Here is a 23,965-nt window from a genome sequence, read left to right on the forward strand (position 1 = left end):
CGGCCTGAAACAAGGACAACTGACTCTACAAAACCCGGTTCAGCTCACTTGGAGGCCGGCCAGAGTGCGCGGCCGGTGGTGTGGACCGAGCAGGCCGTGGAGGAATGGCGTCACACGGGGGTGCGGCCTGCAGTGGCGGTGTGGACCCTCGAGCAGACGCGCGCGTTCTTGGACTTCGTGTCCGAGGAGCGGTTGTACGGCCTGTTCCACCTGGTGACGATGTGCGGGCTGCGCCGTGGCGAGGTCCTGGGCCTGCGGTGGCCCGACATCGACCTTGATCAGGGGGCGGTTCGGGTGGTGCGCCAGCTCCAGGCCCACCGGGGCCGGGGGTTGGTGGAGTCGGCGCCCAAGAGCGCGGCGAGCCGTCGCACTGTGATGTTGGACCACGCCACGGTGGGTGTTCTGCGCCGTCACCGGTGGCGCCAGCAGAAGGAGGCCGAGGGGCGCGGTCGTGAGTGGGATCGCGGCGGCTATGTGTTCACGGCGGTGGGCGGCGGCCCGCTGGCTCCGGAGCGGCTGTCGCGCCTGTTCCGGAAGCTGAACACCGCGAGTGGGTTGCCGCCGGTGCGGCTGCATGACCTGCGCCATGGCGCGGCGACGCTGGCGTTGGCGGCAGGGGTGGAGCTGAAGGTGGTGCAAGCGATGTTGGGGCACGCGAGCATCGTGCTGACCGCGGACACCTACTCCACCGTGCTTCCCCAGGTGGCACGTGAAGCGGCGGAGCGCACGGCATCGCTGGTGCTCAAGGACGCGGGGCGTGTCCGTCGGCCCGTGCGGGGACGCAGGGGCCGACGGGGGCCGGTGTCGGCCCCACCTCGGTCCCACCCTGGTCCCACCGGCAGGACAGCTCTCCCTGTCGGCGCCCAGACATGGCTTTGACCTGCGGTTTTGTTGCGCACCCGGCAGGATTCGAACCTGCGACCGTCGGATTAGAAGTCCGGTGCTCTATCCACTGAGCTACGGGTGCCCGATTCAATTGTGGCGTGGTGCGTGCGGCGCCCGTGCCAGGTGACCTGCGGGGTTGCAGGGGCCGGGTGGGGCGGGGCCCATGATCCTGCGATCGGGTGGCGGGGTCCGTATCGCGGCCTGCCGTCGACCTCGAGGCGACATCCTACGGTATTCGGGCGATGTCCCCCATGGTCGGGCAAAAATATAACAACTACGGACAATCGTAGTTGCGTCTCGTTACCACGCGGGCTCCACCAAATCGACTGCTATCGGTGCCTGACCACACGTTACCCGTGATTAACCCTGCGTGTGGCGTACCCTCGGCGCGTTTCGCGAAGTCGGGTGCCGTGTCGGGGGTAGCGGGAACCGCCGAGGCCGCCGGGACCGCCCGGCCGCGGTGGGCCGGGCGGCGGGCCGGACGGCCTCAGAAGGCCCAGAACACGCCGACGTAGGCCAGCCAGGTCAGGGCCGTCAGGATCCCCATCATCCCCCCTCTCTCATCTGCGCATCCACCCATCGGGGAGCCCGGGGCGGGGGAGGAGAGGGGAAGCGGGCCCGGAGGATGCTCGTGCTCTGGGCAGGGCAAACGCCGGTTGCCGATGTCTTGGCCGATCCCGGACACGGTCGCGGAAGGCCGGAGGGGCGGAGAGATAGCGGTCGGCCTGGCGTCGGGCCCCGTGACCGGCGACGCTACGGTTGTGACCGTGACTTCGCCTCGATCCCGTTCCGCAGCGCCGCGCGCCCTGGCCCTGTCGCCGTGGCCGTCGCCGCGACGGCGCGAGCCCGTGCACGTGTCCGTTCCTGCTTCTGGGGCCGTCCCCGGGTCCGCCCCAGGGCCCGCCGGTCGCGGGCGCCCGGTGCGCCCGGCTGCGGTGCAGGCGGCACAGGCGCGGCAGGCACCGGCGTGGCCGACGTCGGCCGGGCTGGTCGCCGGGGCCGTGCTCGACCGCCTGGTGCCCGACCCGCGGCGCGGCCACCCCGTCGCCCTGTTCGGGTCGGCCGCCGCGCGGCTGGAGCGGGCCCTCTACGCCCCCTCCCGAGCCCGCGGAGGCCTCTTCTGCGCCGTCGCCGTCGGGGCGGCCGCCGGGGTGGGTGCCGTCCTGGACCGCGCCTTCGGCTCGGTGAGGGAGCGGGCGAGGAGGAAGCGGATCACGGGGACTGCCGGGCGGAGTAGTCCGTCGATCGCCAGTGCTCCGACCTCTGCCGCCGCGGCGACCGCCACTGCCGTGGCCACCGCCGCCGGAACCTGGGCCGCGCTCGGCGGGGCGATGCTCGCCCGCGAGGCCGAGGCCATCGCCGACGCCCTCGACGCCGGCGACCTGGACGAGGCCCGCCGCCGCCTGCCCGGCCTCTGCGGGCGCGACCCCTCCGTGCTGGACGAGAAAGGCATCGCCCGCGCCACCGTGGAGTCGGTCGCCGAGAACACCTCCGACGCCGTCGTCGCCCCCCTCGTCTGGGGCGCCCTGCTCGGCCTCCCCGGCCTGCTCGGCTACCGCGCCGCCAACACCCTGGACGCGATGGTCGGACACCGCTCGGAGCGCTACGAGCGCTTCGGCGCCCCCTCCGCCCGTCTGGACGACGTGGCGAACTGGGCCCCTGCCCGCCTCACCGCGCTCCTGGCCTGCGCCGCGGCCCCCATCGTCGGCGGCGACCCCCGCAGGGCGGCGCGCGTCGCCGCCCGCGACGGCCGCAACCACCCCAGCCCCAACTCCGGGCACTGCGAGGCGGCCTTCGCCGGAGCGCTCGACCTGCGCCTGGGCGGCGCCAACCGGTACGGCGACCGGGTGGAGCACCGCCCCGAACTCGGGGAGGGCCGCCACCCCGAACCCGACGACATCCGCCGCGCCGTCGCCCTGGCGCGCGCCGTCGACGCCGGGGCCGCCGCCGTCGCCGCGGCCGTCGCCGCGCTCCCCGGGGGCCGGAAGTGACCCGGCGTGCCGGGCAGGCCCCGGCGCTGCTGGTGGCGGGCACCACCTCCGACGCCGGCAAGAGCGTCGTCGCCGCCGGGCTGTGCCGCTGGCTGGCCCGCCAGGGCGTCAAGGTGGCCCCGTTCAAGGCGCAGAACATGTCGCTGAACTCCGTGGTGACCCCCGACGGCGCCGAGATCGGCCGCGCCCAGGCGATGCAGGCCGCGGCCGCGGGCATCGAGCCCTCCGCGGCCATGAACCCGGTCCTGCTCAAGCCCGGCGGGCAGCGCACCAGCCAGGTCGTGGTGCGCGGCCGCGCCGAGGGGGAAGCCGACGCCGTGGGCTACCGCGCCTACCGCGACCGGTTGCGGGACGTCGCCGCCGAGTCCCTGGCCGAGCTGCGGTCCCGCTACGACGCGGTGATCTGCGAGGGCGCCGGAAGTCCCGCCGAGATCAACCTGCGCGCCGGGGACATCGCCAACATGGGCCTGGCCCGCGCCGCCGACCTGCCGGTGCTGGTCGTGGGCGACATCGACCGGGGCGGGGTGTTCGCCTCGATGTACGGCACCCTGGCGCTGTTGGAGCCCGAGGACCAGGCGCTGGTCGCCGGTTTCGTGGTGAACAAGTTCCGCGGCGCCCCCGAGCTGCTGGAGCCGGGCCTGGAGATGGTCCGAGGGCTCACCGGCCGCCCGGTCCACGGGGTCCTGCCCTGGCTCGACGGCCTGTGGCTGGACGTGGAGGACTCGCTTGCGCTGAGCGTGGACCGCGGCCCCGTGCAGGCCCCGGTGGGCGGCCGGTCGCTGCGCGTGGCCGTGGTGCGGGTGCCCCGGATCAGCAACTTCACCGACATCGACGCGCTGACCGTGGAGCCGGGCGTCGACGTCCGCTTCGTCACCGGCGTCCACGAGCTGGACGACGCCGACCTGGTGGTGCTGCCCGGCAGCCGCGCCACCGTGTCCGATCTGGCCTGGCTGCGCGAGCGCGGACTGGACCGGGCGGTGGTCGAGCGCGCCCGCCGCGGCCTTCCGGTGCTGGGCATCTGCGGCGGGTACCAGATGCTCGCCCACCGCATCGACGACGAGGTGGAGTCGGGCGCGGGCAGCGTGGACGGGCTGGGGCTGCTGCCGGTCCGGGTGCGCTTCGCCGCCGACAAGACGCTGGGCAATCCCCGGGGCACCGCATACGGCGAGGAGGTCCTCGGCTACGAGATCCACCACGGGGTGGCCGAGGTCGACTGGCAGGGGACCCCGCGGGAGGCCGACGGGGACGGGTCGGCGCCCGAGCCGTTCCTGGACGGCTGCCGCGCCGGAGCGGTGTGGGGCACGACCTGGCACGGCGCGCTGGAGAACGACGCCTTCCGGCGGGCGTTCCTGGCCGACGTGGCGGCCGTGGCGGGCCGCGACTTCCGCCCCGCGCCCGACACCGACTTCGCGCAGGCGCGCGCGTCCCGGCTGGACGCCCTGGGCGACCTGGTCGAGGAGCACATGGACACCGACGCCGTGTGGCGGCTGCTGGAGGAGGGCGCGCCAGAGGGACTGCCGGTGATCCCGCCGGCCGGGCCACCGCTGTAAGGCCTCCTGAGGGAACATCTTTCGAGGCGGGCGGCCCACCCTGGAGGGAAGAGCCGGGTGTGGGACGGAGGCACGGTCGAAGCCGGGGGAGTCGAGGCCGCCGGGCGGCGAGCACGTCCGGACCTGCCAGCGTTCTGGGGCGTCCTGCCCGTATTGCACATCGGGGTCGCCTGGCAGCGCCCCAGGCAGGGGAGGAGTGTGGCTCCGGCTGCGTAGAGGTCGCGTGCTGGACCGCTTCCGGGGAGCGATCGGCGGCTCGTGTATCCGAACGTCAAGGAACTGCTCGTGGTCCGCTCGCCGGGATCGCTGTAACGCCGTCGGGCGGCGAACACGACGACGCCACTCGGCTGAGCAGGGTGGTCGGAGCGGTGTCGCCTGAGCCGGGCGTCCCCATTTCGACCGGGACATGACTCCGGTCGCCCGCTGGGCAGAGCACGGATTCGGGGCGTGGAACGCGCGTTCGCCGGTCTGCCGACGGTGATGACGGGCCGCCGCTCACTCCTCGATCCAGTAGGACGTGATCCGCTTGATCTTCGCGGTCTTGCTGTGGCCGCTGAAGGCGGAGACGTCGCAGCAGCGCATTGCGCCTCCACCGGGGAAGGCCAGGCGGCTGCTGACCGCTCCCTCGCTCCCGTGCGTGAGGATGCTGTCCAGCTGCAGGGTCTCCGCCTGCCGTTCGACGGCCGTGGCCACCGCATCGGCGAAATCGGCCTTTCCGCGGACGGTGCGCCGTCCGACGATCTCCCAGACGACGTCGTCGGCGACGGTCGGCAGCAGCGCCTGCGCATCACGCTTCGCCAGCGCGATCGTGAAGTCGCGCAGGAGCTGTTTCCTGGGTGCGTTGCCGCAATCCGGTGCGACCGTGACCTGGACCATGGCGGAACACTAGCCGCCACGTCCGACAGCCGCGCGTCATGCGCGCGCCCCGTGCTCTTTCCGTCAGGAGGGCTGGGCGGCTCGGCCGCAAGGCTGTGCGTGTGGTCCGGGTGCGTTCTGGGACGTGCGTGTCATGGAGCCGTACCGGCGGTGAGGTCAATGAAGGGCATCCGGGCGCGCATCTCCCGAGACCGGGCCTGTGGACGACGGGTGGCGGGGGCCTGCGGCGCGCTCTACCGTGGTGGGCGACCGGTGGCGGACCGGGGACACGGGCCCGAAGCACACGCGCGACGCGGACGCGGCCCTCGAGGGAATGCGGCCGCCACGCCCTCCGGACGTGTCCGGAGGGGCCCACGGCCCGTGCCCACGGAGGTTCCATGAGCGCCGACCACGTCCCGACCACCGAGCCCGCCGGCGACCGCCGTCCGGACGGGCGCCCCGATGCGTCCCCTGCCGACGGCCCCCGCAGCGCGGCCGACCCGGCGCACCGGGTCGTCCTGGAGCTCGACCCCATGACCCACGCCGAGCTCGAACGGGCCGCCGCCGGGCGGACCGTCGGCTCCTACCTGTACGTCCTCGCCGGGCGCTACGCCCGCTGGAACGAGATGCGCGACTGGCTCGGCCACCTGGAGTCCTGCTACGGCTCCGTGCCCGCCGAGGCCCTGGAGCGGGTCCACCGGCGGATGCTCGGGCTGACCCCCGTCCGGGGCGCTGGCCGCACCCTGAGCGTGGCCTTCTCCGAGGAGGAGTTCGCCGAGCTGGAGATGTCCGCCGAGGGCCGCCCCCTGGCCCTGTTCGTCCGCGAGGCCGTCCTGGACCGCCTCACCTCGGAGGCGCCCTCCACCTCGGACGGCGTCCGTGCCGACGGCTCCGGTGACCGCTCCACCGAGCGTGACCGACCGGCCGACAGCGACCGCGCCGCACCGTAGGGGCGGTCCCGGGCGCTCCCGCCTGAGCGGCCCGGGTCGCCGGCCGGGCCGGTGGCCGGACCGCTCGGGCGGCCCGGCCACCGGCCCAGCGCGCTCTTCGCGGCCGGCGGCGCTCTACATGGCCGACAGCGACCGCGCGTAGTTCACCTGCTGGGTGACCTGCTGCATGGTCTCCGGGGTGCGCGCCGGGATGACCGTGGCGTAGTGGGAGTTGCCGTTGGACACCGTCACCTGGATGTTCCCGGTGGTCACCTTCTCCTTCATCAGGAGGAAGAACAGACCCAGCAGCCCCAGACCGCAGAACCAGATGAACAGCACGATGGAGCCGATCGTCAGGACCAGCCCGGTCGTGGAGAGCTTCTCCTCCACGTGGCTCATGTCGGTCACGTTCCACTGCGCGCCCCGGATGGGAAAGCGCCCCGAGGGGGTGATGACCTCGCTCTGCGTGAGGGTGATGTCCCCGATCGAGGTGAGGATCGGCTCACCGGACGCGGGCTGCGGGGCGGCGTCCCACCCGCCGGTGCCGGCCGGGACCATCTCGCCGTGGGAGTAAGGGAGGTCCCCGCCGGGGTAGGGCTGTCCGCCGTACGCCTGGTCGGCCGGCCTGCCGTACGGGTCGCCCGGGTCCGAAGGGGGTTGGGGATAGTCGCTCATGCGCCGATTCTCGCAAACCCCGGCCCTGCACAGGACGGGACGACAACCCTGGCCGGGTCCGGTCCCGCCGCCTCTGCGAAGATGGGCCTGCGCCGCCGAGGAACACGGAGCCCCGCCGCGGCGGGGTGCGAAGCCGTGGCTGTCCCGCAACTGTGAGGGAGGAGCCCGCCCCGACGCAGGCCACTGCCGGTCCGCCGGCGGGAAGGCACGGGCCGGGCGTCGATCCCCGAGCCAGGAGACTTCGCGGCGCTCGAAGAACGCTCGGCACCGGGGCGCGGACCCCGGCTCGACACGAAGGGCCACGCGTGGCAACGATCCTGCTGCTGTCCACCGCGGACACCGAACTCCTGGCCGCGCGCGCCGCGGAGGCGGGCTACCGGACCGCCAACCCGGCGCGCACCCCCGCCTCCGAGGTCCCCGCACTGCTCGACGGCGCCGACATCGCGGTGGTGCGCCTGCTGGGCGGCAGCGAGGCCTGGAAGGAGGGGCTGGAGGCGCTGCGCGCGAGCGGCGTCCCGCTGGTCGCCCTGGGCGGCGAGGCCGCCCCCGACGCCGAGATGATCGCGCTGTCCACGGTCGCCTCCGGGGTGGCCACCGAGGCCCACGCCTACCTGGCCGAGGGCGGCGTGGGCAACCTGCGCCAGCTCGCCCGCTTCCTGTCCGACACGGTGCTGCTCACCGGCGACGGCTTCGAGCCGCCGGCGAAGATGCCCGAGTTCGGGGTGCACCGCCTCCCGTGGCGCGAGGAGGCCGACCCGGAGCCGGAGGCCGGGCGCCCCACCGTCGCCGTGGTCTTCTACCGGGCCCACGAGCTGGCCGGCAACACCGACTTCGTCGACGTGCTGTGCCGCGCAGTCGAGGACGCCGGGGGCCACCCGCTGCCGGTCTTCTCCGGTTCGCTGCGCGGCCTGGACACCGACAACGCCCCGGGCCTGTTCACCCTGCTGGGCCGGGCCGACGCCGTGGTGACCACGGTGCTGGCCGCCGGGGGCGCCGTGGCCGCGGACGCCAGCGGCGGCGGCGACGAGGACGCCTGGGACGCCGGCGCCCTGGCCGCGCTCGACGTGCCGGTGCTCCAGGGCCTGGTCCTGACCTCCACCCGCGAGCAGTGGCAGGCCTCCGACGCCGCGCTCACCCCGATGGACGCGGGCATGCAGGTCGCCATCCCCGAGTTCGACGGCCGGCTGATCACCGTGCCCTTCTCCTTCAAGGAGGTCGGCGAGGCGGGCATCGCCGTGTACCGGGCCGACCCCGAGCGCGCCGCCCGCATCGCCGGGATCGCCGTGGCCCACGGCCGCCTGCGCTCGGTGCCGCACGCCGACCGCCGGCTGGCCGTGGTGCTCTCCTCCTACCCCACCAAGCACTCCCGGGTCGGCAACGCCGTGGGCCTGGACACCCCCGCCTCGGCGGTGCGCCTGTTCCGCCTGCTCGCCGAGCGCGGCTACGACCTGGGCTCCGACGACGCGCTGTGGCGCGTGCCCGCCCCGGAGGAGGGCCGGCGCGAGGACGACGGGGACCCGCTCATCCACGCGCTGATCGCCGCCGGCGGGCACGACGTGGAGTGGCTGAGCGAGGACCAGCTCGCCGCCGCCGAGGTGCGCGTGCCGCTGGAGGACTACCGGCGCTGGTTCGAGGCCCAGCCGAAGGAGCTGCGCGAGGCCGTCCGCGGCCACTGGGGCGATCCGCCCGGTGAGCTGTACGTCGACGACTCGCGCGGCCGCCCCGAGATCGTGCTGGCCTCGCTGCGCTTCGGCAACGTCGTGCTGATGATCCAGCCGCCGCGGGGCTTCGGGGAGAACCCGATCGCCATCTACCACGACCCCGACCTGCCGCCCTCGCACCACTACCTGGCCGCCTACCGGTGGATGGAGGCCGCCCCCGCCGACGGCGGCTTCGGCGCCCACGCCGTGGTGCACCTGGGCAAGCACGGCACCCTGGAGTGGCTGCCCGGCAAGGGCCTGGGCATGGCGGCCGAGGACGCGCCCGACGCGGTGCTGGGCAACCTGCCGCTGGTCTACCCCTTCATCGTCAACGACCCGGGCGAGGGCACCCAGGCCAAGCGGCGCGGCCACGCCACCGTGGTCGACCACCTGGTGCCGCCCATGGCGCGCGCCGACACCTACGGCGACATCGCCAAGCTGGAGCAGCTGCTCGACGAGTACGCCCTGGTCAGCGACCTGGACCCGGACAAGGGGCCGGCGCTGCGCGCGCAGATCTGGACCCTGATCAAGAGCGCCGAGCTGCACCACGACCTCCACCAGGAGGAGATGCCCTCCGAGGACGAGTTCGACGACTTCGTGATGCACGTCGACGGCTACCTGTGCGAGATCAAGGACGTGCAGATCCGCGACGGCCTGCACATCCTGGGCGCCGCCCCGCAGGGGGAGGCGCGGGTCAACCTCGCGCTCGCCGTGCTGCGGGCCACCCAGGTGTGGGGCGGGCGCGTGGGGGCGCTGCCGGGGCTGCGCGCGGCGCTGGCCCGCCGGTTCGGGCTGGACGAGAAGGAGCTGCTGGCCGAGCCGGGCGCCCGGGTGCAGGTGCCCGGGGAGCTGAGCGCCCTGGTCGACGGGCCCGCCCGGACCGCCTCGGACGCCGTGGACCTGATCGAGACGCTGGCCCGGCGCATGGTCGAGTACATGGAGGAGGACGGCTGGCGGGCCGACCGCGCCGAGGCGGCCGTGGCCGCGGTGCTCGGCGGCGACCGGGCCGACAGCGCCGACAGTGCCGCCGGTGCCGACGGCGGGGAGGCCGCGCAGGCGACGGCCGACATGGTGCGGGTGCTGGTCTTCGCCGCGGAGGAGGTGGTGCCGCGCCTGGACGCCACCGGGGCCGAGATCGACGCGGTCCTGCACGCCCTGGACGGCGGGCACATCCCCGCCGGCCCCTCCGGCTCGCCCACCCGCGGCCTGGTCAACGTGCTGCCCACCGGCCGCAACTTCTACTCGGTCGACCCCAAGGCGATCCCCGCGCGCAACTCCTGGGACGTGGGCCAGGCACTGGCCGACTCGCTGGTGGCCCGCCACCTGGCCGACACCGGCGCCTACCCCCGCTCGGTGGGCATCACCGTGTGGGGCACCGCCGCCATGCGCACCCAGGGCGACGACATCGCCGAGGTGCTGGCGCTGCTGGGCTGCCGCCCGGTGTGGGACGACGCCTCGCGCCGGGTGACCGGCTTCGAGGTGATCCCGCTGGAGGAGCTGGGCCGCCCGCGCATCGACGTGACGCTGCGCGTCTCCGGCTTCTTCCGGGACGCCTTCCCGCACGTGATCGGCCTGGTCGACGATGCCATCGCGGCGGTGTCGGAGCTGGAGGAGCCGGCCGAGTCCAACTACTGCCGCGCCCACGCGGTGGCGGACCTCGCCGAGCACGGCGACTGGCGGCGCGCCACCACCCGCATCTTCGGTTCCAAGCCGGGCGCCTACGGGGCGGGCCTGCTGCCGCTGATCGACTCGCGGAACTGGCGCGACGACGCCGACCTGGCCGAGGTGTACGCGGTGTGGGGCGGCTACGCCTACGGCCGCGGGCTGGACGGGGCCGAGGCCCGCACCGACATGGAGTCGGCCTTCCGCCGCATCTCGGTGGCGGCCAAGAACCAGGACACCCGCGAGCACGACATCGTCGACTCCGACGACTACTTCCAGTACCACGGCGGCATGGTGGCGATGGTGCGCCGCCTGACGGGCGAGTCCCCGGCCGCTTACATCGGCGACTCGGCGGTCCCCGAGCGGGTCAAGACCCGCACCCTCGGGGAGGAGACCCGCCGGGTGTTCCGCGCGCGCGTGGTCAACCCCCGGTGGATCGCGGCGATGCGCCGCCACGGCTACAAGGGCGCGTTCGAGCTCGCGGCCACGGTGGACTACCTGTTCGGCTACGACGCCACCGCCGGGGTCGTGGACGACTGGATGTACAAGACCCTGGCCGAGACCTACGTGTTCGACCCGGAGAACAGCGAGTTCCTGGAGGACTCGAACCCGTGGGCGCTGCGGGGGATCTCCGAGCGCCTGCTGGAAGCGGCCGACCGGGGCCTGTGGGCCGAGCCCGACAAGGAGGTCCTGGACCGCCTTCGCGAGACCTACCTGCGCCTGGAGGGCGACCTGGAGGGCGACGACGAGGACTGACGGCGGTCGGCGACCGCCGGAGGCCCCTGATGCGATCGGGCCGGTGGCGCAGCAGCGGCACCGGCCCGATCGCGTGAGGCGGGTCCCGTGGAGCCGTACGGCCTCGCCCGACCGATCCGCCCTCAGGGGCGGCGCGTGGTGAGCCGGAGTGGAGGGGCTGAGCGAACGGCGGGGCCTGCGCGGCCCGTGTTCGGGTCCTGAAGGGCGCGGTGAGGAGAGGCGGGAAGACGCGTCGCGTCGCGCTCGGCGGTGATTGCGGAGCCGGGAGGGTCTGCTCTCTTCTTCAGCGGTCCGGATCAGACCTTGGTGTAGAAGTGCGCGTCGTGGCGGCCTTCCCCGGGCGTGTACAGGTAGAACCGGATGTCCTCCTCGAAGGAGACGACCATGTAGCCCTGCCAGGTGTCCGGGGAGTCCATCGTGATCCAATGGCCCGTCGAATTGATTTCGCACTCCCCGAGCCCGGTGGGGTCGCCGGGCTTCTGCTCTTCCAGCTCATTCAGGTAGTAGCAGAGGTCCCAGTCCCCGTCGAGCCGCCTGCCCTCGACCTTCTGCCCCTCACCGGGACCGATGGCGTCGCCCATGGCCGTGTAGGTGTGGTCGTCCCGAAACTCGATGGTCCGGCCCTGGTCGTCCTCCCAGGTGCCCATCACGTCGTCCCGGAAGATCCGCCCTTCCGGGTCGGCGTAGAGCAGCTCGGTGGGAATGCCGCAGCCGGCGGCAACGAGCGCGGTCACGGTGATGAGGGCCGCCGAGGCAAGGCGCCGCGGCCGGTGACGGAATCGCAATCGGGTCTCCGCTCAGGTCCGGGGGATACCGCCCCGGAGGGTGAATGCGTCCCCAATTCGCCGGTGAGCGTACCGCGGGCCTGCTCACCTGCTTCTTCGGGGTGGCCCGGCGCCGGATGCGAAGGGCCCGGGGCCGGCTCCGCGCTCGGGCCGCCCCGTCCTCTTCCGAGCGGTCGCGTTCCCCCGGGGCCGTCGTGACCGGATGTGGCCATCCCTGCCGCATGTGGCACCGATGACGCCCGGCGCCGCCCGTTCAGTGTTGTTACCGCTGGTAGCGGAAGCGGGCCGGACCGGGCGCCCGCGGGCGCGCGCCGCACCGATCGGCCGCACGTACGGCGGAGGGGAACATGAAACTCTTTCGCAATCACCGCTGCGGTGCGTAACCTGCCGCCGACCCGACGCGTACCACGACCCTCGACACCACCCGTACCGACCCCCTGGTGATCCCCCTGCCGATCGAGGTACGACACATGCTCCAGCACCCCCGACGCAGCATCCCCGCCGCGGGGCTGGCGATCGCCTGCGCGCTCGCCCTGGCCCCCGGCCCGTTCGGCGGAGCCGCGCCGGCGGCCGCCGCGGACGGGCCCGACCCCGCCGAGATCATGGCCGCGATCGAGGACCACTGCGGCGAGGACGGCTGCAGCGACGTCCTGCCCCCCGGCCAGAACGGCGATGCCACCCTGGTCGAGATCCTCGGCAACCAGGCCTTCGGCACCCGCCCGGCGCACTCCTCGGACCAGCTCGACCGGTACGACGACCTGCTGCACGACTACGAGGGCCTGGACGACTCCGGCCTCGACGACTACTTCATGGACGCCTCCTTCGGCGTCGACCCCGGCGACGTCGAGCGCGAGTACAGCCCGCGCGGGGACGTGACCATCCAGCGCGACAAGGGCTTCGGCGTCCCCCACATCTACGGCGAGACGCGCGAGGGCACCATGTACGGCGCCGGCTACGCCGCCGCCGAGGACCGGCTCTTCCTCATGGACGTGCTGCGCAACCTGGGCCGCGGCGAGCTGACCCCCTTCGCCGGCGGGGCCCCGGGCAACCGCTCCTTCGAGCAGATGCTCTGGCGCACGGCCCCCTACACCGAGGAGGACAAGCAGGCCCAGATCGACCGGGTCGCCGCCTCCGGCGAGCGGGGCGCACAGGCCCTGGCCGACGTGGAGTCCTACGTCGAGGGCATCAACGCCTACATCGACCGCTCCCAGGACCGCCGCGACTACCCCGGCGAGTACGTGCTGACCGGGCACAAGAACGCCATCACCCAGGAAGGCGAGATCGAGCACTTCCGCCCGACCGACGTCGTCGGCATCGCCTCCCTGGTGGGCGCGCTGTTCGGCGGCGGGGGCGGCGGCGAGGTGCAGTCCGCGCTGATCCGCCTGTCCTTCCAGAACCGGTACGGCCAGGAGGAGGGCGACCGGCGCTGGCAGGCCTGGCGCATGCAGAACGACCCGGAGGCCGTGGCCACGGTCGACGGGGACTTCCCCTACGCCCGGACCCCCGAGGAGCCGGTCGGGCGCGCCATGCCCGACGAGGGGTCGGTCGAGCCCTACGACATCGTCCACGACGAGTCCGGATCGGCCGCCTCCGGCCAGGCGGCCCCGCAGAGCGCACCCGAGGCCGCCTCGGCGGCCAGTGCCGACAAGGACGGCGGCACCGTGGAGGAGCTGCCCGCCCACCAGGAGGCCGAACTGGAGGAGAAGGCCGAGGAGGGCGACCTGGAGGAGGCCGCCGGCATCTTCAACGACGGCGTCCTTCCCGCCGACCTGGCCGAGCCGCGCGGCATGTCCAACGCGCTCATGGTCTCCGGCGAGCACACCGCCGACGGCAGCCCGATCGCCGTCATGGGACCCCAGACCGGCTACTTCTCCCCGCAGCTGCTCATGGTGCAGGAGCTGCAGGGGCCGGGCATCAGCGCCCGCGGCGCCTCCTTCGCCGGAACCAGCTTCTACGTGCAGATGGGGCGCGGCGCCGACTACGCCTGGAGCGCCACCTCCGCCGGGCAGGACATCACCGACACCTTCGCGGTGGAGCTGTGCGAGTCCGACGGGTCCGACCCCGACACCGGCTCGCGGTCCTACGTCGCCCGGGACGGCTCCTGCACCGGCTTCGAGGAGCTGACCGTGGAGAACTCCTGGGAGCCCACGGTCGCCGACCAGACGCCCGAGGGGTCCTACCGCTTGACCTCGCTGCGCTCGGAGTACGGGCTGGTGGAGTCGTTCGGCACGGTCGACGGCGCCCCCGTCGCCTTCACCGTGCGCCGCTCCACCTACATGCGGGAGGTCGACTCCATCATCGGCTTCCAGCGGTTCAACGACCCCGGCGAGATCGGATCGGCCGCCGACTTCCAGGAGGCCGCCGCCGACGTCGGCTACGCCTTCAACTGGCACTACGCCGACGCCGGCGAGGTCGCCTTCCAGAACTCCGGCGCCAACCCGGTGCGCACCGAGGGCACCGACCCCGACCTGCCCATCGCCGCCGGCTCCGAGGCCGGGTGGAAGGGGTGGGACCCTGCCGACAACGGCGCCGAGTACCACCCCCGGCAGGACCACCCCAACTCGGTTGGCCAGGACTACTACGTCAACTGGAACAACAAGGCCGGCCGGGGCTACACCTCGGGCTGGGGGACCGGGTCGGTGCACCGCGGCGACCTGCTCGACGGGCGGGTGCGCGGCCTCATCGAGGACGGGCACGCCTTCACCCGGGCCTCCCTGACCGCCACCATGATGGAGGCCGGCCACACCGACCTGCGCGGTGAGCAGGTGCTGCCGGTGCTGCTGGAGGTGCTGGAGCGCGCCGACACCTCCGACCCGGAGGCGGCCGAGGCCCTGCAGGCGCTCACCGCCTGGGAGGAGGCGGGCGCTCCGCGCCTCGAGCCCGAGCGCGACGCCGGGTCCTATGCGCACGCTGACGCGATCCGGGTCATGGACGCCTGGTGGCCGCGCCTGGTGGAGGCCCAGTTCGAGCCGGGGCTGGGCGAGGCCCTGTACGGCGAGATCGGCAGGGCGGTCCAGCTCGGCGAGACGCCCCACGGGGACGGCGAGCACAAGGGCTCGGCGTTCCAGTACGGCTGGTGGTCCTACGTGGACAAGGACCTGCGCACCGTGCTCGGCGAGGACGTCGAGGGCGGACTGGGCGGCCCCTACTGCGGGGGCGGCGACGCCGACGCCTGCGCCCAGGTGCTCGCCGACACCCTGGCCGAGGCGGCGGCGGTGCCCGCCGAGGAGGTCTACCCGGCCGCCGGCGGCTGCGACGCGGGCGACCAGCTGTGCGCCGACACGGTCGTGCACCAGGCCCTGGGCGGCATCAACATGTGGCCCATCGCCTGGCAGAACCGGCCGACCTACCAGATGGTGATGCAGTTCGAGAGCCGGCGGGGCTGACCCGCGCCGGACGCGGGGGCGGGCCGCCGGCCCGCCCCCGCGCGCCTGTCCGGGGGCCCTTCTCCGGGGCGGCGCGGGGCGCGCGCGGCGGACGCTGCGCCGATCTCCCGGGCCTCTTCGGAGAGGCGGCGGTGCGGGTGCGGTGCGGCGGGCCGGAAACCTCCGGAACGGAGGGGATCCCGTGCCCGAAAGATGTGTGCTTCCTCACCACGGCGCGGGTAGTTTAGGGGTACCCGCTGGACGGGAGGCCGTTTATGCCGCTATGGGTCCTCTGGCTGATCGCCGCCGTTGCGCTCGGCGTCGCCGAGGCCTTCACCCTGACCCTCTCCCTCGGCCTGCTGGCGGTCGCGGCGCTGGTCGCCGGTGTCGTCGGCGCCGCGGGCATGGGGGTGGTGGCCCAGGTGCTGGCCTTCATCGTGACGTCGGCCGCCGGGCTGCTGGTGATCCGCCCCATCGCCCGCCGCCACATGCGCCAGCCGCCGCTGCTGCCGTCGGGCACCGACGCCCTCGTGGGCCGCTCCGCCGTGGTCATCGAGGAGGTCACCGGCGACGACGGGCGCATCAAGCTGCTCGGAGAGGAGTGGTCCGCGCGCGCCCTGGACGAGGACCATGTGATCCCCGCGGGCGTGCACGTGGACGTCATGGAGATCGACGGCGCCACCGCCGTGGTCTATCCGCGCGAGGCCTTGCCGTGAGCCCCACGCACCGACCCCTAGATCCGACTCGCAGGGCAGGTACATCATGGGAGCCGACATCCTCTTCATCGTCCTGGCGGCCATCGCGGTACTGCTGGTGGTCTCCACGGTGCGGATCGTTCCGCAGGCCCGCGCCTACAACATCGAGCGCTTCGGCCGCTACCAGCGCACCCTCCAGCCCGGGCTGAACTTCATCATCCCGGTGGTGGACCGCGTCAACACCAAGTTCGACCTGCGCGAGCAGGTGTTCTCCTCCCGGCCGCAGCCGGTCATCACCGAGGACAACCTGGTCGTCAACATCGACACGGTGCTCTACTACCAGATCACCGAGCCCAAGGCGGCGGCCTATGAGGTCGCCAACTACCTGCAGGCCATCGACCAGCTGACCGTCACCACGCTACGCAACGTGATCGGCGGGATGGACCTGGAGCGCACGCTGACCTCCCGGGAGGAGATCAACACCAAGCTGCGCGGCGTGCTGGACGAGGCCACCGGCAAGTGGGGCATCCGCGTCAACCGGGTGGAGATCAAGGCGATCGACCCGCCGCCCACCATCAAGGAGGCGATGGAGAAGCAGATGCGGGCCGAGCGCGACAAGCGGGCCGTGGTCCTGCACGCGGAGGGCGAGCGGCAGCAGCGCATCCTCACCGCGGAGGGCGCCCGCCAGCAGGCGATCCTGGAGGCGCAGGGCGACCAGCAGGCGCGGATCCTGCGTGCGGACGGCGAGGCCCAGGCCGTCGAGCGGGTCTTCCAGGCGGTGCACCGCAACAACGCCGACCCCAAGCTCCTGGCCTACAAGTACCTGGAGACGCTGCCTGCGCTGGCCAACGGCGAGGGCAACACCTTCTGGGTGATCCCGGGCGAGCTGACCTCGGCGGTGCAGAACGTGACCCGGGCCTTCGCCGGGGAGGCGGGCGCCGCGTCCGACGGCGGCGGCGAACAGGGCGGCGACGAGAGCGCGGGGCGCTCCGAGCGCACGGACGAGCTGGAGGAGGGCGCGACCCCGGAGCTGACCTCGGGCGTGTACGGCGACCGTGCCTCCCGGTCCGCAGCGGACGAGGCCGCCCAGAGCGCGGCCGAGGCGGTGGAGAGCGCCCGCAGGGCGGCGGAGGCGGCCGCGGCCGGAGGGACGGTCTCCGACTCCGGCATCCCGGAGCAGAGCGGCGGTGAGCGCTGAGTCCTCCGACACCGGGACGGGGGCGCCGGAGCGCCCGGGCAGGACGGCGGTGAGTCCCGCCCCTCGCCGGGGCGCCGGGTGTGCCGGGTTCCCGGGTGGTGACGGGGGAGGGACTTCCGGCGGGGAGAGACAGGTGCACCGGTAGGGAGGCCACGGCGGCCGCCGGTGTGTGACGCCAGGGCGGCGCTGCCGTGTCGGGGGTGAAGAGCACGGACGAGGGCGCGCGGGCTACGGGGCCCGGCCACGGACGAGGACGCCGGGGCGCCGGTGCCGTCGGCGGGGCCCGGTCCGGTGCGGGCGACCGTTTCGCCGCACCGCCTGCGGGCATGGGGCGCACACCGTGCCCATTCGATACGCCGGGTCGTGACGCCAGGGACCCGGCCGGACGCGGAGGTGGCGGCCTGAGCGGGTCACCGTCCCCTCCGGCAGTGGACGAGGCGGCCCCGTACCGATGACGCCATAGGGGGCCGGGGCCGGTCTCTGCCCAAGACCTCGAGGAACCGCGGCCCCGGGCATCAGCCCTCGCTCGATTCGGAGTCCTCTTGGGGCTCCTCGTCCTCCGTGGCGGGGGCGGTCTCCATCAGCTTGTAGTCGTCGAACAGGGCGACCGCGTCGTCGCCGCTGCCGCCGGAGCGGGTCAGCAGGAGGCCGGTGCCGCGGCCCAGGATCGGCTGCTCGTCGGTGGCCTCGGCCACGAACTCGCCGTTGAGCCAGGCGCGGACGGTCACGACGCCGTCCTCGAGGTCCTGGCCCTCCTCGACGGTGCGGTCGCAGGTGATCTGCAGGGTGTTGACGGCCTCGTCGCCCGACTCGTACCCGGGGACCTCGGTGATGCCGGCCAGGGTGCCCTGCCCCTCCTCGGACCCGCCGTTGCGCCGGATGACCAGCTCCTTGCCGTCCTTGCGGAGCATGACCTCGTACTGGCGGTAGTCCTCGTCGTAGCGGTCCTCGTCGGCGTCGTAGCTGAAGCAGTACATCCCCGCCTCGGCGTACTCGGGGCCGGAGTCCCACCGCAGGTCGGCCGAGGCCGCCATGTGCACCGGGTGCTTGTCGCCCAGCGGCGCGTAGGCCCGCACCCACGGCTCGTCCTCGTCGGCGCGCATCGCGAAGGCCTGGTCGGTGTGGCCGGTGGTCGAGTCGTCCTCGAACTCGTAGTCGTACTTGTCGGTCCACGAGGTCTCGCCGCTGTCGAAGTCCTGCTGGTAGACGCTGCGGGCCTCGGCGGGGAACGCCGGGTCGCGGTTCAGGTAGAGGGCGGCCCCGCCGGCGGCGAGCAGCACGAGCACCGCGCCCCCGCCGATCAGGGCCATGACGGGCTTGGAGCGCCGCTTGCGCCCGCCGGGCGGCACCTGGCCGCCGGGCGGGGTGCCCGGTCCTCCCGGTCCTCCCGGTCCTCCCGGTCCGCCGGGGCCTCCGGGACCGCCCGGACCGCCGACACCGGCCGCCGCGAAGGGCGCGGGCCCACCGTGCGGGGGCGAGGGCGCACCCGGGCCGCCGGCACCGGGAGGCGCACCCGGGCCTGCGGGGGCGCCGGGGCCGTACGCCTGCGGGGGAGCCCCGTACGGCGGCTGCTGCGGCCCGGAGGGGACGGCCCCGTGCGGGACGCCCGGCACGGGCTGCTGCGGGCCGGACGGGGGGTGCGGCGCGTACGGCGCGGTCGGCGGCGCCGCGGCGGTCTCCTGCGGGGACGGGCCCTGCGGGCTCGGCCCCTGCGGCGGGAGCGCGGCGGTCGGCTGGGCCTGGAGGTCGGCGGTGGGGGTGTCCTCCTCCGCCGACGGTGCGGCCACGGCCTGCGTGGGGCGCGCGGTAGACGGCGGCGTCCAGGAGCGCACCAGCGTCTGGTCGACCACCGAGGCGCTGGGGTCCTCCTTGCCGACCAGGCGGTTGAGGAGCTGCTGGGCGGTCGGGCGGCCGGCCGGGTCCTTGGACAGGGCGGCCGCGACCATGTCCCGCAGCGGCGGCTCCAGGTCGCCCAGCTCGGGGGCCATCGAGGAGATCTGGTGCAGCACCGCCGGGACGCTGGGGGCGTCGAAGGGGGCGCGGCCGGTCCCGGCGAAGGTGACCAGGCAGCCCCAGGAGAAGATGTCGGAGGCGGGCGTGATGTCGTCGCCCGCGATGAGCTCGGGGGCCAGGTAGGCGGGGGTGCCCATGAGCTGGCTGGAGCGGGTGACCGCGCCCTCGTCCTCCATGGCGCGGGCGATGCCGAAGTCGATCACCTTGGGGCCCACCGAGGACAGCAGCACGTTGGCCGGCTTGAGGTCGCGGTGGATCACCCCGGCGCCGTGGATCGCGGTGAGCGCCGCGGCCACGCCCATGGCCAGGCCGTCCAGCGTGCCGCCGACCATCGGCCCCTCGGCGGCGATCGCCTCGGCCAGGTTGGGGCCCGGCACGTACTCGGAGACGATGAACAGCGGCTCGCCGTCCAGGCGGGCGTCGAGCACGCCGGCGGTGGAGAACCGGGCCACCCGGCGGGCCGACTCCACCTCCCGGCCGAAGCGCCGCCGGAAGTCCTCGTCGTCGGCGAGGCCGGGGTGGATGAGTTTGACCGCGACCCGTCGGCCCTGTGCGGTGCGGGCCAGGTAGACGGTGCCCATGCCGCCGCGCCCCAGCCGGCCCAGGACCGTGTAGTCGCCGAGCTCGCGGGGGTCGCCGGTGCGCAGGGGTCTGGCGCTGTCGTGCCCGTTAGACGTCACTGTTCCGAAGTTCCTTTGCGGGTCGCGATTCGCCGTCATAGCGTACCGACGCCGCGACCGCCCGGGTATCGGTGCTTCGGTCCCCGCGGCCGGACCGGCGCCGCTATGATGGGAACACGTGTTCGAAGCCTGTCCTTCCCCGCAGGCTCTGGTCGTGCTGTCGGCGCAGCGGTGCCGGCGCCGGAAGGGGAGGAGGCCGATGAGCCGGGTGTACGGCGCGCAGATCGACGTGGTGGAGAAGGAGGGGCGGCCGGTCCGCTTCACCTGGAGCGGGCGGATCCACACCGTGCGCCGGGTGATCGACCACTGGGTGACCCTGCGGGCCGAGTGGGCGGCGGAGGCGGGCGAGCGGCTGCCGCAGCGGCGCCACTGGCGGGTCGAGGCGGGCTCGGACCGCTCGCTGGGCGTCTACGAGCTGCGGCACGATGTCGTCGCGGGGTCCTGGACGCTGGTGCGGGTGCTGGACTGATCCGCAGGGGCCCACCGGTGCTGCCCTCCGGGGCCTCGGGCGCGGGGCCCGTCGAGTGCGTGCGCGGCATGGGCAGGGCCGGCGGGAGGCGCCCGCGGTCCGGTCGCCGATCCGCTTCGGCGGCCGGAGGCGGAACGGAATGCGCGCCCCCGCGGGTGACGCCCCTCCCTGCTCCGGTCGATGGGCGGGCTCACCCCAGGACCATGTCCCGGAGGGCGCGCAGGGTGGGTTCGTCGCGCACGCCGGCCACCACCAGCGTCGTGACGGGGGTGCCGCGCCAGGCCTCCAGCCGCTCGGCGATCCGGGGGAGCGGGCCCACCAGGCACAGGGCGTCGGCGAGTTCGTCGGGAACGGCGCTCACCGCCTCGCCGCGGCGGCCCGCCAGGAACAGCTCCTGCACCTTGCGGGCGGCGTCGCCGAAGCCGAGGCGGACGAAGACCTGGAGGTGGAAATTGCGGCGGGCGGCGCCCATGCCCCCGATGTAGAAGGCCAGCGGCGCCTTGGCGGCGTACAGCGCGGCCGCGGTGTCGGTGCCCGGAACGACGGTGACGGTGCAGGCAATGTCGAAGCCGGGGGGAGCGGCGGCCAGGGCGTCGGCGTACAGGGCGGGGCTGCGCTCGGGGTGGAAGAACATGGGCGCCCAGCCGTCGGCGGCCTCGGCGGCGAGGGCGACGTTGCGTGGGCCCTCGGCGCCCAGGTAGACGGGGATGCGCGGGCGCAGCGGGCGGGTGATGGGCTTGAGCGGCTTGCCGAGCCCGGTGCCGCCGGGCAGCGGCAGGGGGTAGTGCGGCCCGTCGGAGACGACGGGGCCCTCGCGGCGCCAGACCTGGCGCATGATGTCGAGGTATTCGCGGGTGCGCTCCAGGGGGCGGGGGAAGGGACGGCCGTACCAGCCCTCCACGACCTGAGGTCCGGAGACGCCGATGCCCAGGCGCAGGCGCCCGCCGGAGAGGTGGTCGAGGGTCAGGGCGTGCATCGCGGTGGCGGTGGGGGTGCGGGCGGAGATCTGTGCGACGGCGGTCCCCAGACCGATCCGCCGGGTCTGCGCGCCGTACCAGGCGAGCGGGGTGAAGGCGTCGGAGCCGTAGGCCTCGGCGGTCCACACCGAGTCGTACCCGAGCGCCTCGGCGGTGCGCACGGTGGCGGAGGCGTCGTCGCCTTCGGCCCCCCAGTAGCCGAGGGCGAGCCCGATCCTCATGTCCGCGGCCACGGCGCCTCCCCAGGGGGTCGGGTGGCCTGCATGGTAGAACGCGTTCCATTTCGGGGGGAAGGGCCTGTGCCGGAGGGCGCCGTCCGGGGCGGCCGGGGCGGGCCGGGCGCCGGTTCGACCCCTGGCCGGAAACGGCCCGGAACACGCCGTATGAGACTGTGTAGGGCGGTGCCGAGGCAGGAACGCCGGTGTGAAGCCGGGGCGGACCCGCCACTGTGACCGGGGAGCGGACCCGCGGGAGGACGCCACCGCCGATGTGTGCGGCGGGAAGGCGGCGGGCGAGCGCCGATCCGGGAGCCAGGACACTGCACGGCGCCGCGACCGACCCCTATGGGCGTGGACTCCCGAGGAAGGACTGACCCGCGTGAGCGCTACCGCTCGCTATCCCTTCAGCGCGGTCGTCGGCATGGACGACCTGAAACTTGCCCTGCTCGTCAACGCGGTCTCCCCGGCGGTCGGCGGGGTCCTGGTCCGCGGCGAGAAGGGCACCGCAAAGTCGACCGCGGTGCGCGCACTGGCCACGCTGCTGCCCGACCAGCAGGCGGTGGCCGGGTGCCGGTTCGGCTGCGACCCCGACGCCCCCGACCCCGAGTGCCCGGACGGCCCGCACCCCGCCGGCGCGGTCCCCGAAGACCGCCCGGCCCGGCTGGTGGAGCTGCCGGTGGGCGCCAGCGAGGACCGGCTCGTCGGCTCCCTCGACATCGAGCGCGCCCTCACCGAGGGCGTGACCGCCTTCGAGCCCGGCCTGCTCGCCGCCGCGCACCGCGGGGTTCTGTATGTGGACGAGGTGAACCTGCTCCACGACCACCTGGTCGACCTCATGCTGGACGCGGCCGCCATGGGCACCTGCCACGTCGAGCGCGAGGGCGTCTCGGTGCGGCACGCCGCCCGGTTCATCCTGGTCGGCACCATGAACCCCGAGGAGGGGGAGCTGCGGCCGCAGCTGCTGGACCGCTTCGGGCTGACCGTGGAGGTCGCCGCCACCCGCGACCCGGCCGAGCGGGCCGAGGTGGTGCGCCGCCGCCTGGCCTTCGAGACCGACCCCGCCGGGTTCGCGGCGGGCTTCCAGCACGAGGAGCGCGAGCTGGCCGAGCGGATCCGCGCGGCCCGCAAGCGGCTGCCCGGCGTGGTGCTCACCGACGCGGCGCTGCGCCAGGTCACCGCCGTGTGCGCGGCCTTCGAGGTGGACGGGCTGCGTGCGGACATCGTGACCGCGCGCGCCGCGATGGCGCTGGCCGCCTGGCGGGACCGCACCGAGGTCACCTCCGACGACGTGCGCGACGCCGCCCGGCTGTCGCTGCCGCACCGCCGGCGCCGCGACCCCTTCGACGCTCCGGGCCTGGACGAGGACCGGCTCTCCGACGCCCTGCAGGAGGCGGGTGAGCAGGACCCAAAAGGCTCTGAGGACGACCCGGACGGCCCGGGGAGTCCAGACGGCGGCGGACAGGGCGGCGACGGCGGTGACGGCGACGACGGCGGTGACGGGAACGGCGGTGACGGCGGCGGGCAGGGCCCGGCGCCCGAGGCCGGCGAGGCCCGTGAGGACGACGACGGCCGCGACGGCGGCCCCGAGGAGTCCGCGCAGGAGGGCGAGGCGCCCGCCGACCCCCCTCCCGGCCGGCCGCAGGAGCGGCCGGACGGGGAGGACGGGGAGAACGAGCAGCGGAAGCGCGCCGGCGCCGGAGGCGAGCAGTCCTCCGAGGCCGGCGAGACCTTCCGTCCCCGGCTGTTCAGCGTCAAGGGGATCGGCGCGGGCGCGCCCGGCCGCCGCTCGCGGGCGGAGACCCCGTTCGGCCGCGCCTCCGGCGCCCGCCGGCCCGGCGAGGGCCGCGGGCCGCTGCACCTGAGCGCGACGCTGCGCGCGGCCGCACCGCACCAGCGGGCGCGCGGGCGCACCGGTGCCGGCCTGGTCCTGCGCCGCGGCGACCTGCGCGAGGCGGTGCGCGAGGGCCGGGAGGGCAACCTGGTGCTGTTCTGCGTGGACGCCAGCGGGTCGATGGCGGCGCGGCAGCGCATGCGGGCGGTCAAGGGGGCGGTGCTGAGCCTGCTCCTGGACGCCTACCAGCGGCGTGACAAGGTCGGGCTGGTGACCTTCCGCGGCCGTGAGGGCCGGGTGGAGCTGCCGCCCACCTCTTCGGTGGAGGCGGGGGCACGGCGGCTGCACGACCTGCGCACCGGGGGGCGCACCCCGCTGGCGGCGGGGCTGCTGCAGGCGGCGGACGTGCTGCGCGTGGAGCGGCTGCGCGACGCGCGCCGCCGGCCGCTGCTGGTGCTCGTCACCGACGGGCGCGCCACCCACGGCGGCCTCGACGACGCACTGCGGGCGGCGGCGTGGATCGGCGCCCAGGACGTGCAGACGGTGGTCGTGGACTGCGAGTCGGGGCCGGTCCGCCTGGGGCTGGCCGAGCGGCTGGCGGCCCAGGCCGGAGGCGAGGCGGTCCGCCTGGAGGAGCTGGGGGCCGAGGCCCTCACCGGGCTGGTGCGCGGCACACGCGGCCGCGTCGCCTGAGGGCGGCCCGAGACCGGCCTCGACCCCGCACCCACCAC

The 23,965-nt window shown here is 74.5% G+C and carries 15 protein-coding genes, 1 tRNA gene and 2 riboswitches; of the genes, 10 read left to right on the top strand and 6 right to left on the bottom strand.

From position 1 onward, the window contains the following. Positions 1 to 75: 75 nt before the first annotated feature. Complete coding sequence (locus tag C892_RS29615; protein WP_239647540.1) at positions 76 to 879, top strand: site-specific integrase; 804 nt, start codon at positions 76 to 78, stop codon at positions 877 to 879. Between the two features lie 15 nt (positions 880 to 894). On the opposite strand, the gene C892_RS0125815 is transcribed toward C892_RS29615, so the two are convergent. After that, positions 895 to 967 (bottom strand) — tRNA-Arg (locus tag C892_RS0125815). A gap of 853 nt (positions 968 to 1,820) precedes the next feature. On the opposite strand from C892_RS0125815, the gene C892_RS31075 reads away from it, so the two are divergent. Together C892_RS31075 and C892_RS0125825 are read left to right on the top strand one after the other, a co-directional pair. Further along, the gene (locus C892_RS31075; protein WP_017559580.1) at positions 1,821 to 2,876 is read left to right on the top strand and encodes a cobalamin biosynthesis protein; all 1,056 of its coding nucleotides are present in this window, start codon (positions 1,821 to 1,823) and stop codon (positions 2,874 to 2,876) included. After that, the gene (locus C892_RS0125825) at positions 2,873 to 4,426 is read left to right on the top strand and encodes a cobyric acid synthase (RefSeq protein ID WP_017559581.1); all 1,554 of its coding nucleotides are present in this window, start codon (positions 2,873 to 2,875) and stop codon (positions 4,424 to 4,426) included. Before C892_RS31075 ends, C892_RS0125825 begins: the two co-directional genes overlap by 4 nt. A gap of 495 nt (positions 4,427 to 4,921) precedes the next feature. Here the strand turns inward: C892_RS0125825 and C892_RS0125830 are convergent, their stop codons facing one another. Then, a complete protein-coding gene (locus tag C892_RS0125830; protein WP_017559582.1) occupies positions 4,922 to 5,302 on the bottom strand; it encodes a nuclear transport factor 2 family protein in 381 nt (126 codons plus the stop codon). Positions 5,303 to 5,679: 377 nt separating this feature from the next. On the opposite strand from C892_RS0125830, the gene C892_RS0125835 reads away from it, so the two are divergent. Continuing rightward, positions 5,680 to 6,231 (top strand): hypothetical protein, encoded by a 552-nt coding sequence (locus C892_RS0125835; protein ID WP_017559583.1) that lies wholly within the window; start codon positions 5,680 to 5,682, stop codon positions 6,229 to 6,231. A gap of 114 nt (positions 6,232 to 6,345) precedes the next feature. Here C892_RS0125835 and C892_RS0125840 read toward each other — a convergent pair whose 3' ends face one another. After that, a complete protein-coding gene (locus tag C892_RS0125840; protein ID WP_017539050.1) occupies positions 6,346 to 6,885 on the bottom strand; it encodes a hypothetical protein in 540 nt (179 codons plus the stop codon). Between the two features lie 97 nt (positions 6,886 to 6,982). Continuing rightward, positions 6,983 to 7,127: riboswitch (cobalamin riboswitch) on the top strand. A 63-nt stretch (positions 7,128 to 7,190) separates the two neighbouring features. On the opposite strand from C892_RS0125840, the gene cobN reads away from it, so the two are divergent. Further along, a complete protein-coding gene (cobN, locus tag C892_RS0125845; RefSeq protein ID WP_017559584.1) occupies positions 7,191 to 11,003 on the top strand; it encodes a cobaltochelatase subunit CobN in 3,813 nt (1,270 codons plus the stop codon). Between the two features lie 296 nt (positions 11,004 to 11,299). Here the strand turns inward: cobN and C892_RS0125850 are convergent, their stop codons facing one another. Continuing rightward, positions 11,300 to 11,737, bottom strand: coding sequence for a hypothetical protein (locus C892_RS0125850; protein ID WP_239647541.1), 438 nt, complete (start codon positions 11,735 to 11,737; stop codon positions 11,300 to 11,302). A gap of 521 nt (positions 11,738 to 12,258) precedes the next feature. On the opposite strand from C892_RS0125850, the gene C892_RS0125855 reads away from it, so the two are divergent. From C892_RS0125855 to C892_RS0125865, 3 genes are all read left to right on the top strand, one after another. After that, positions 12,259 to 15,174, top strand: coding sequence for a penicillin acylase family protein (locus tag C892_RS0125855; protein ID WP_017559586.1), 2,916 nt, complete (start codon positions 12,259 to 12,261; stop codon positions 15,172 to 15,174). Between the two features lie 254 nt (positions 15,175 to 15,428). Next, positions 15,429 to 15,869, top strand: coding sequence for an NfeD family protein (locus C892_RS0125860; protein WP_017539054.1), 441 nt, complete (start codon positions 15,429 to 15,431; stop codon positions 15,867 to 15,869). Positions 15,870 to 15,915: 46 nt separating this feature from the next. Then, complete coding sequence (locus C892_RS0125865; protein ID WP_017559587.1) at positions 15,916 to 17,046, top strand: SPFH domain-containing protein; 1,131 nt, start codon at positions 15,916 to 15,918, stop codon at positions 17,044 to 17,046. Positions 17,047 to 17,561: 515 nt separating this feature from the next. Here the strand turns inward: C892_RS0125865 and C892_RS0125870 are convergent. Next, the gene (locus C892_RS0125870) at positions 17,562 to 19,739 is read right to left on the bottom strand and encodes a serine/threonine-protein kinase (RefSeq protein ID WP_017559588.1); all 2,178 of its coding nucleotides are present in this window, start codon (positions 19,737 to 19,739) and stop codon (positions 17,562 to 17,564) included. A 199-nt stretch (positions 19,740 to 19,938) separates the two neighbouring features. On the opposite strand from C892_RS0125870, the gene C892_RS0125875 reads away from it, so the two are divergent. Further along, positions 19,939 to 20,208, top strand: coding sequence for a DUF6504 family protein (locus C892_RS0125875; RefSeq protein ID WP_017559589.1), 270 nt, complete (start codon positions 19,939 to 19,941; stop codon positions 20,206 to 20,208). A 190-nt stretch (positions 20,209 to 20,398) separates the two neighbouring features. Here C892_RS0125875 and C892_RS0125880 read toward each other — a convergent pair whose 3' ends face one another. Then, the gene (locus C892_RS0125880) at positions 20,399 to 21,418 is read right to left on the bottom strand and encodes an LLM class F420-dependent oxidoreductase (protein ID WP_017559590.1); all 1,020 of its coding nucleotides are present in this window, start codon (positions 21,416 to 21,418) and stop codon (positions 20,399 to 20,401) included. A gap of 177 nt (positions 21,419 to 21,595) precedes the next feature. Next, positions 21,596 to 21,726, top strand: a riboswitch (cobalamin riboswitch). A gap of 56 nt (positions 21,727 to 21,782) precedes the next feature. Between C892_RS0125880 and C892_RS0125885 the strand changes: the two genes are divergently transcribed. Continuing rightward, positions 21,783 to 23,927: a putative cobaltochelatase gene (locus C892_RS0125885; protein ID WP_017559591.1), complete on the top strand. Its 2,145-nt coding sequence runs from the start codon at positions 21,783 to 21,785 to the stop codon at positions 23,925 to 23,927. Positions 23,928 to 23,965: the final 38 nt, after the last annotated feature.

The organism is Nocardiopsis baichengensis YIM 90130, assembly GCF_000341205.1.
Lineage (GTDB): Bacteria > Actinomycetota > Actinomycetes > Streptosporangiales > Streptosporangiaceae > Nocardiopsis_A > Nocardiopsis_A halophila.

Coding starts and splice junctions, on each gene's coding strand:
- C892_RS0125830 (WP_017559582.1), bottom strand. CDS start 5,302: ATGGTCCAGGTCACGGTCGCACCGGATTGCGGCAACGCACCCAGGAAA.
- C892_RS0125835 (WP_017559583.1), top strand. CDS start 5,680: ATGAGCGCCGACCACGTCCCGACCACCGAGCCCGCCGGCGACCGCCGT.
- C892_RS0125840 (WP_017539050.1), bottom strand. CDS start 6,885: ATGAGCGACTATCCCCAACCCCCTTCGGACCCGGGCGACCCGTACGGC.
- C892_RS0125855 (WP_017559586.1), top strand. CDS start 12,259: ATGCTCCAGCACCCCCGACGCAGCATCCCCGCCGCGGGGCTGGCGATC.
- C892_RS0125860 (WP_017539054.1), top strand. CDS start 15,429: ATGCCGCTATGGGTCCTCTGGCTGATCGCCGCCGTTGCGCTCGGCGTC.
- C892_RS0125865 (WP_017559587.1), top strand. CDS start 15,916: ATGGGAGCCGACATCCTCTTCATCGTCCTGGCGGCCATCGCGGTACTG.
- C892_RS0125875 (WP_017559589.1), top strand. CDS start 19,939: ATGAGCCGGGTGTACGGCGCGCAGATCGACGTGGTGGAGAAGGAGGGG.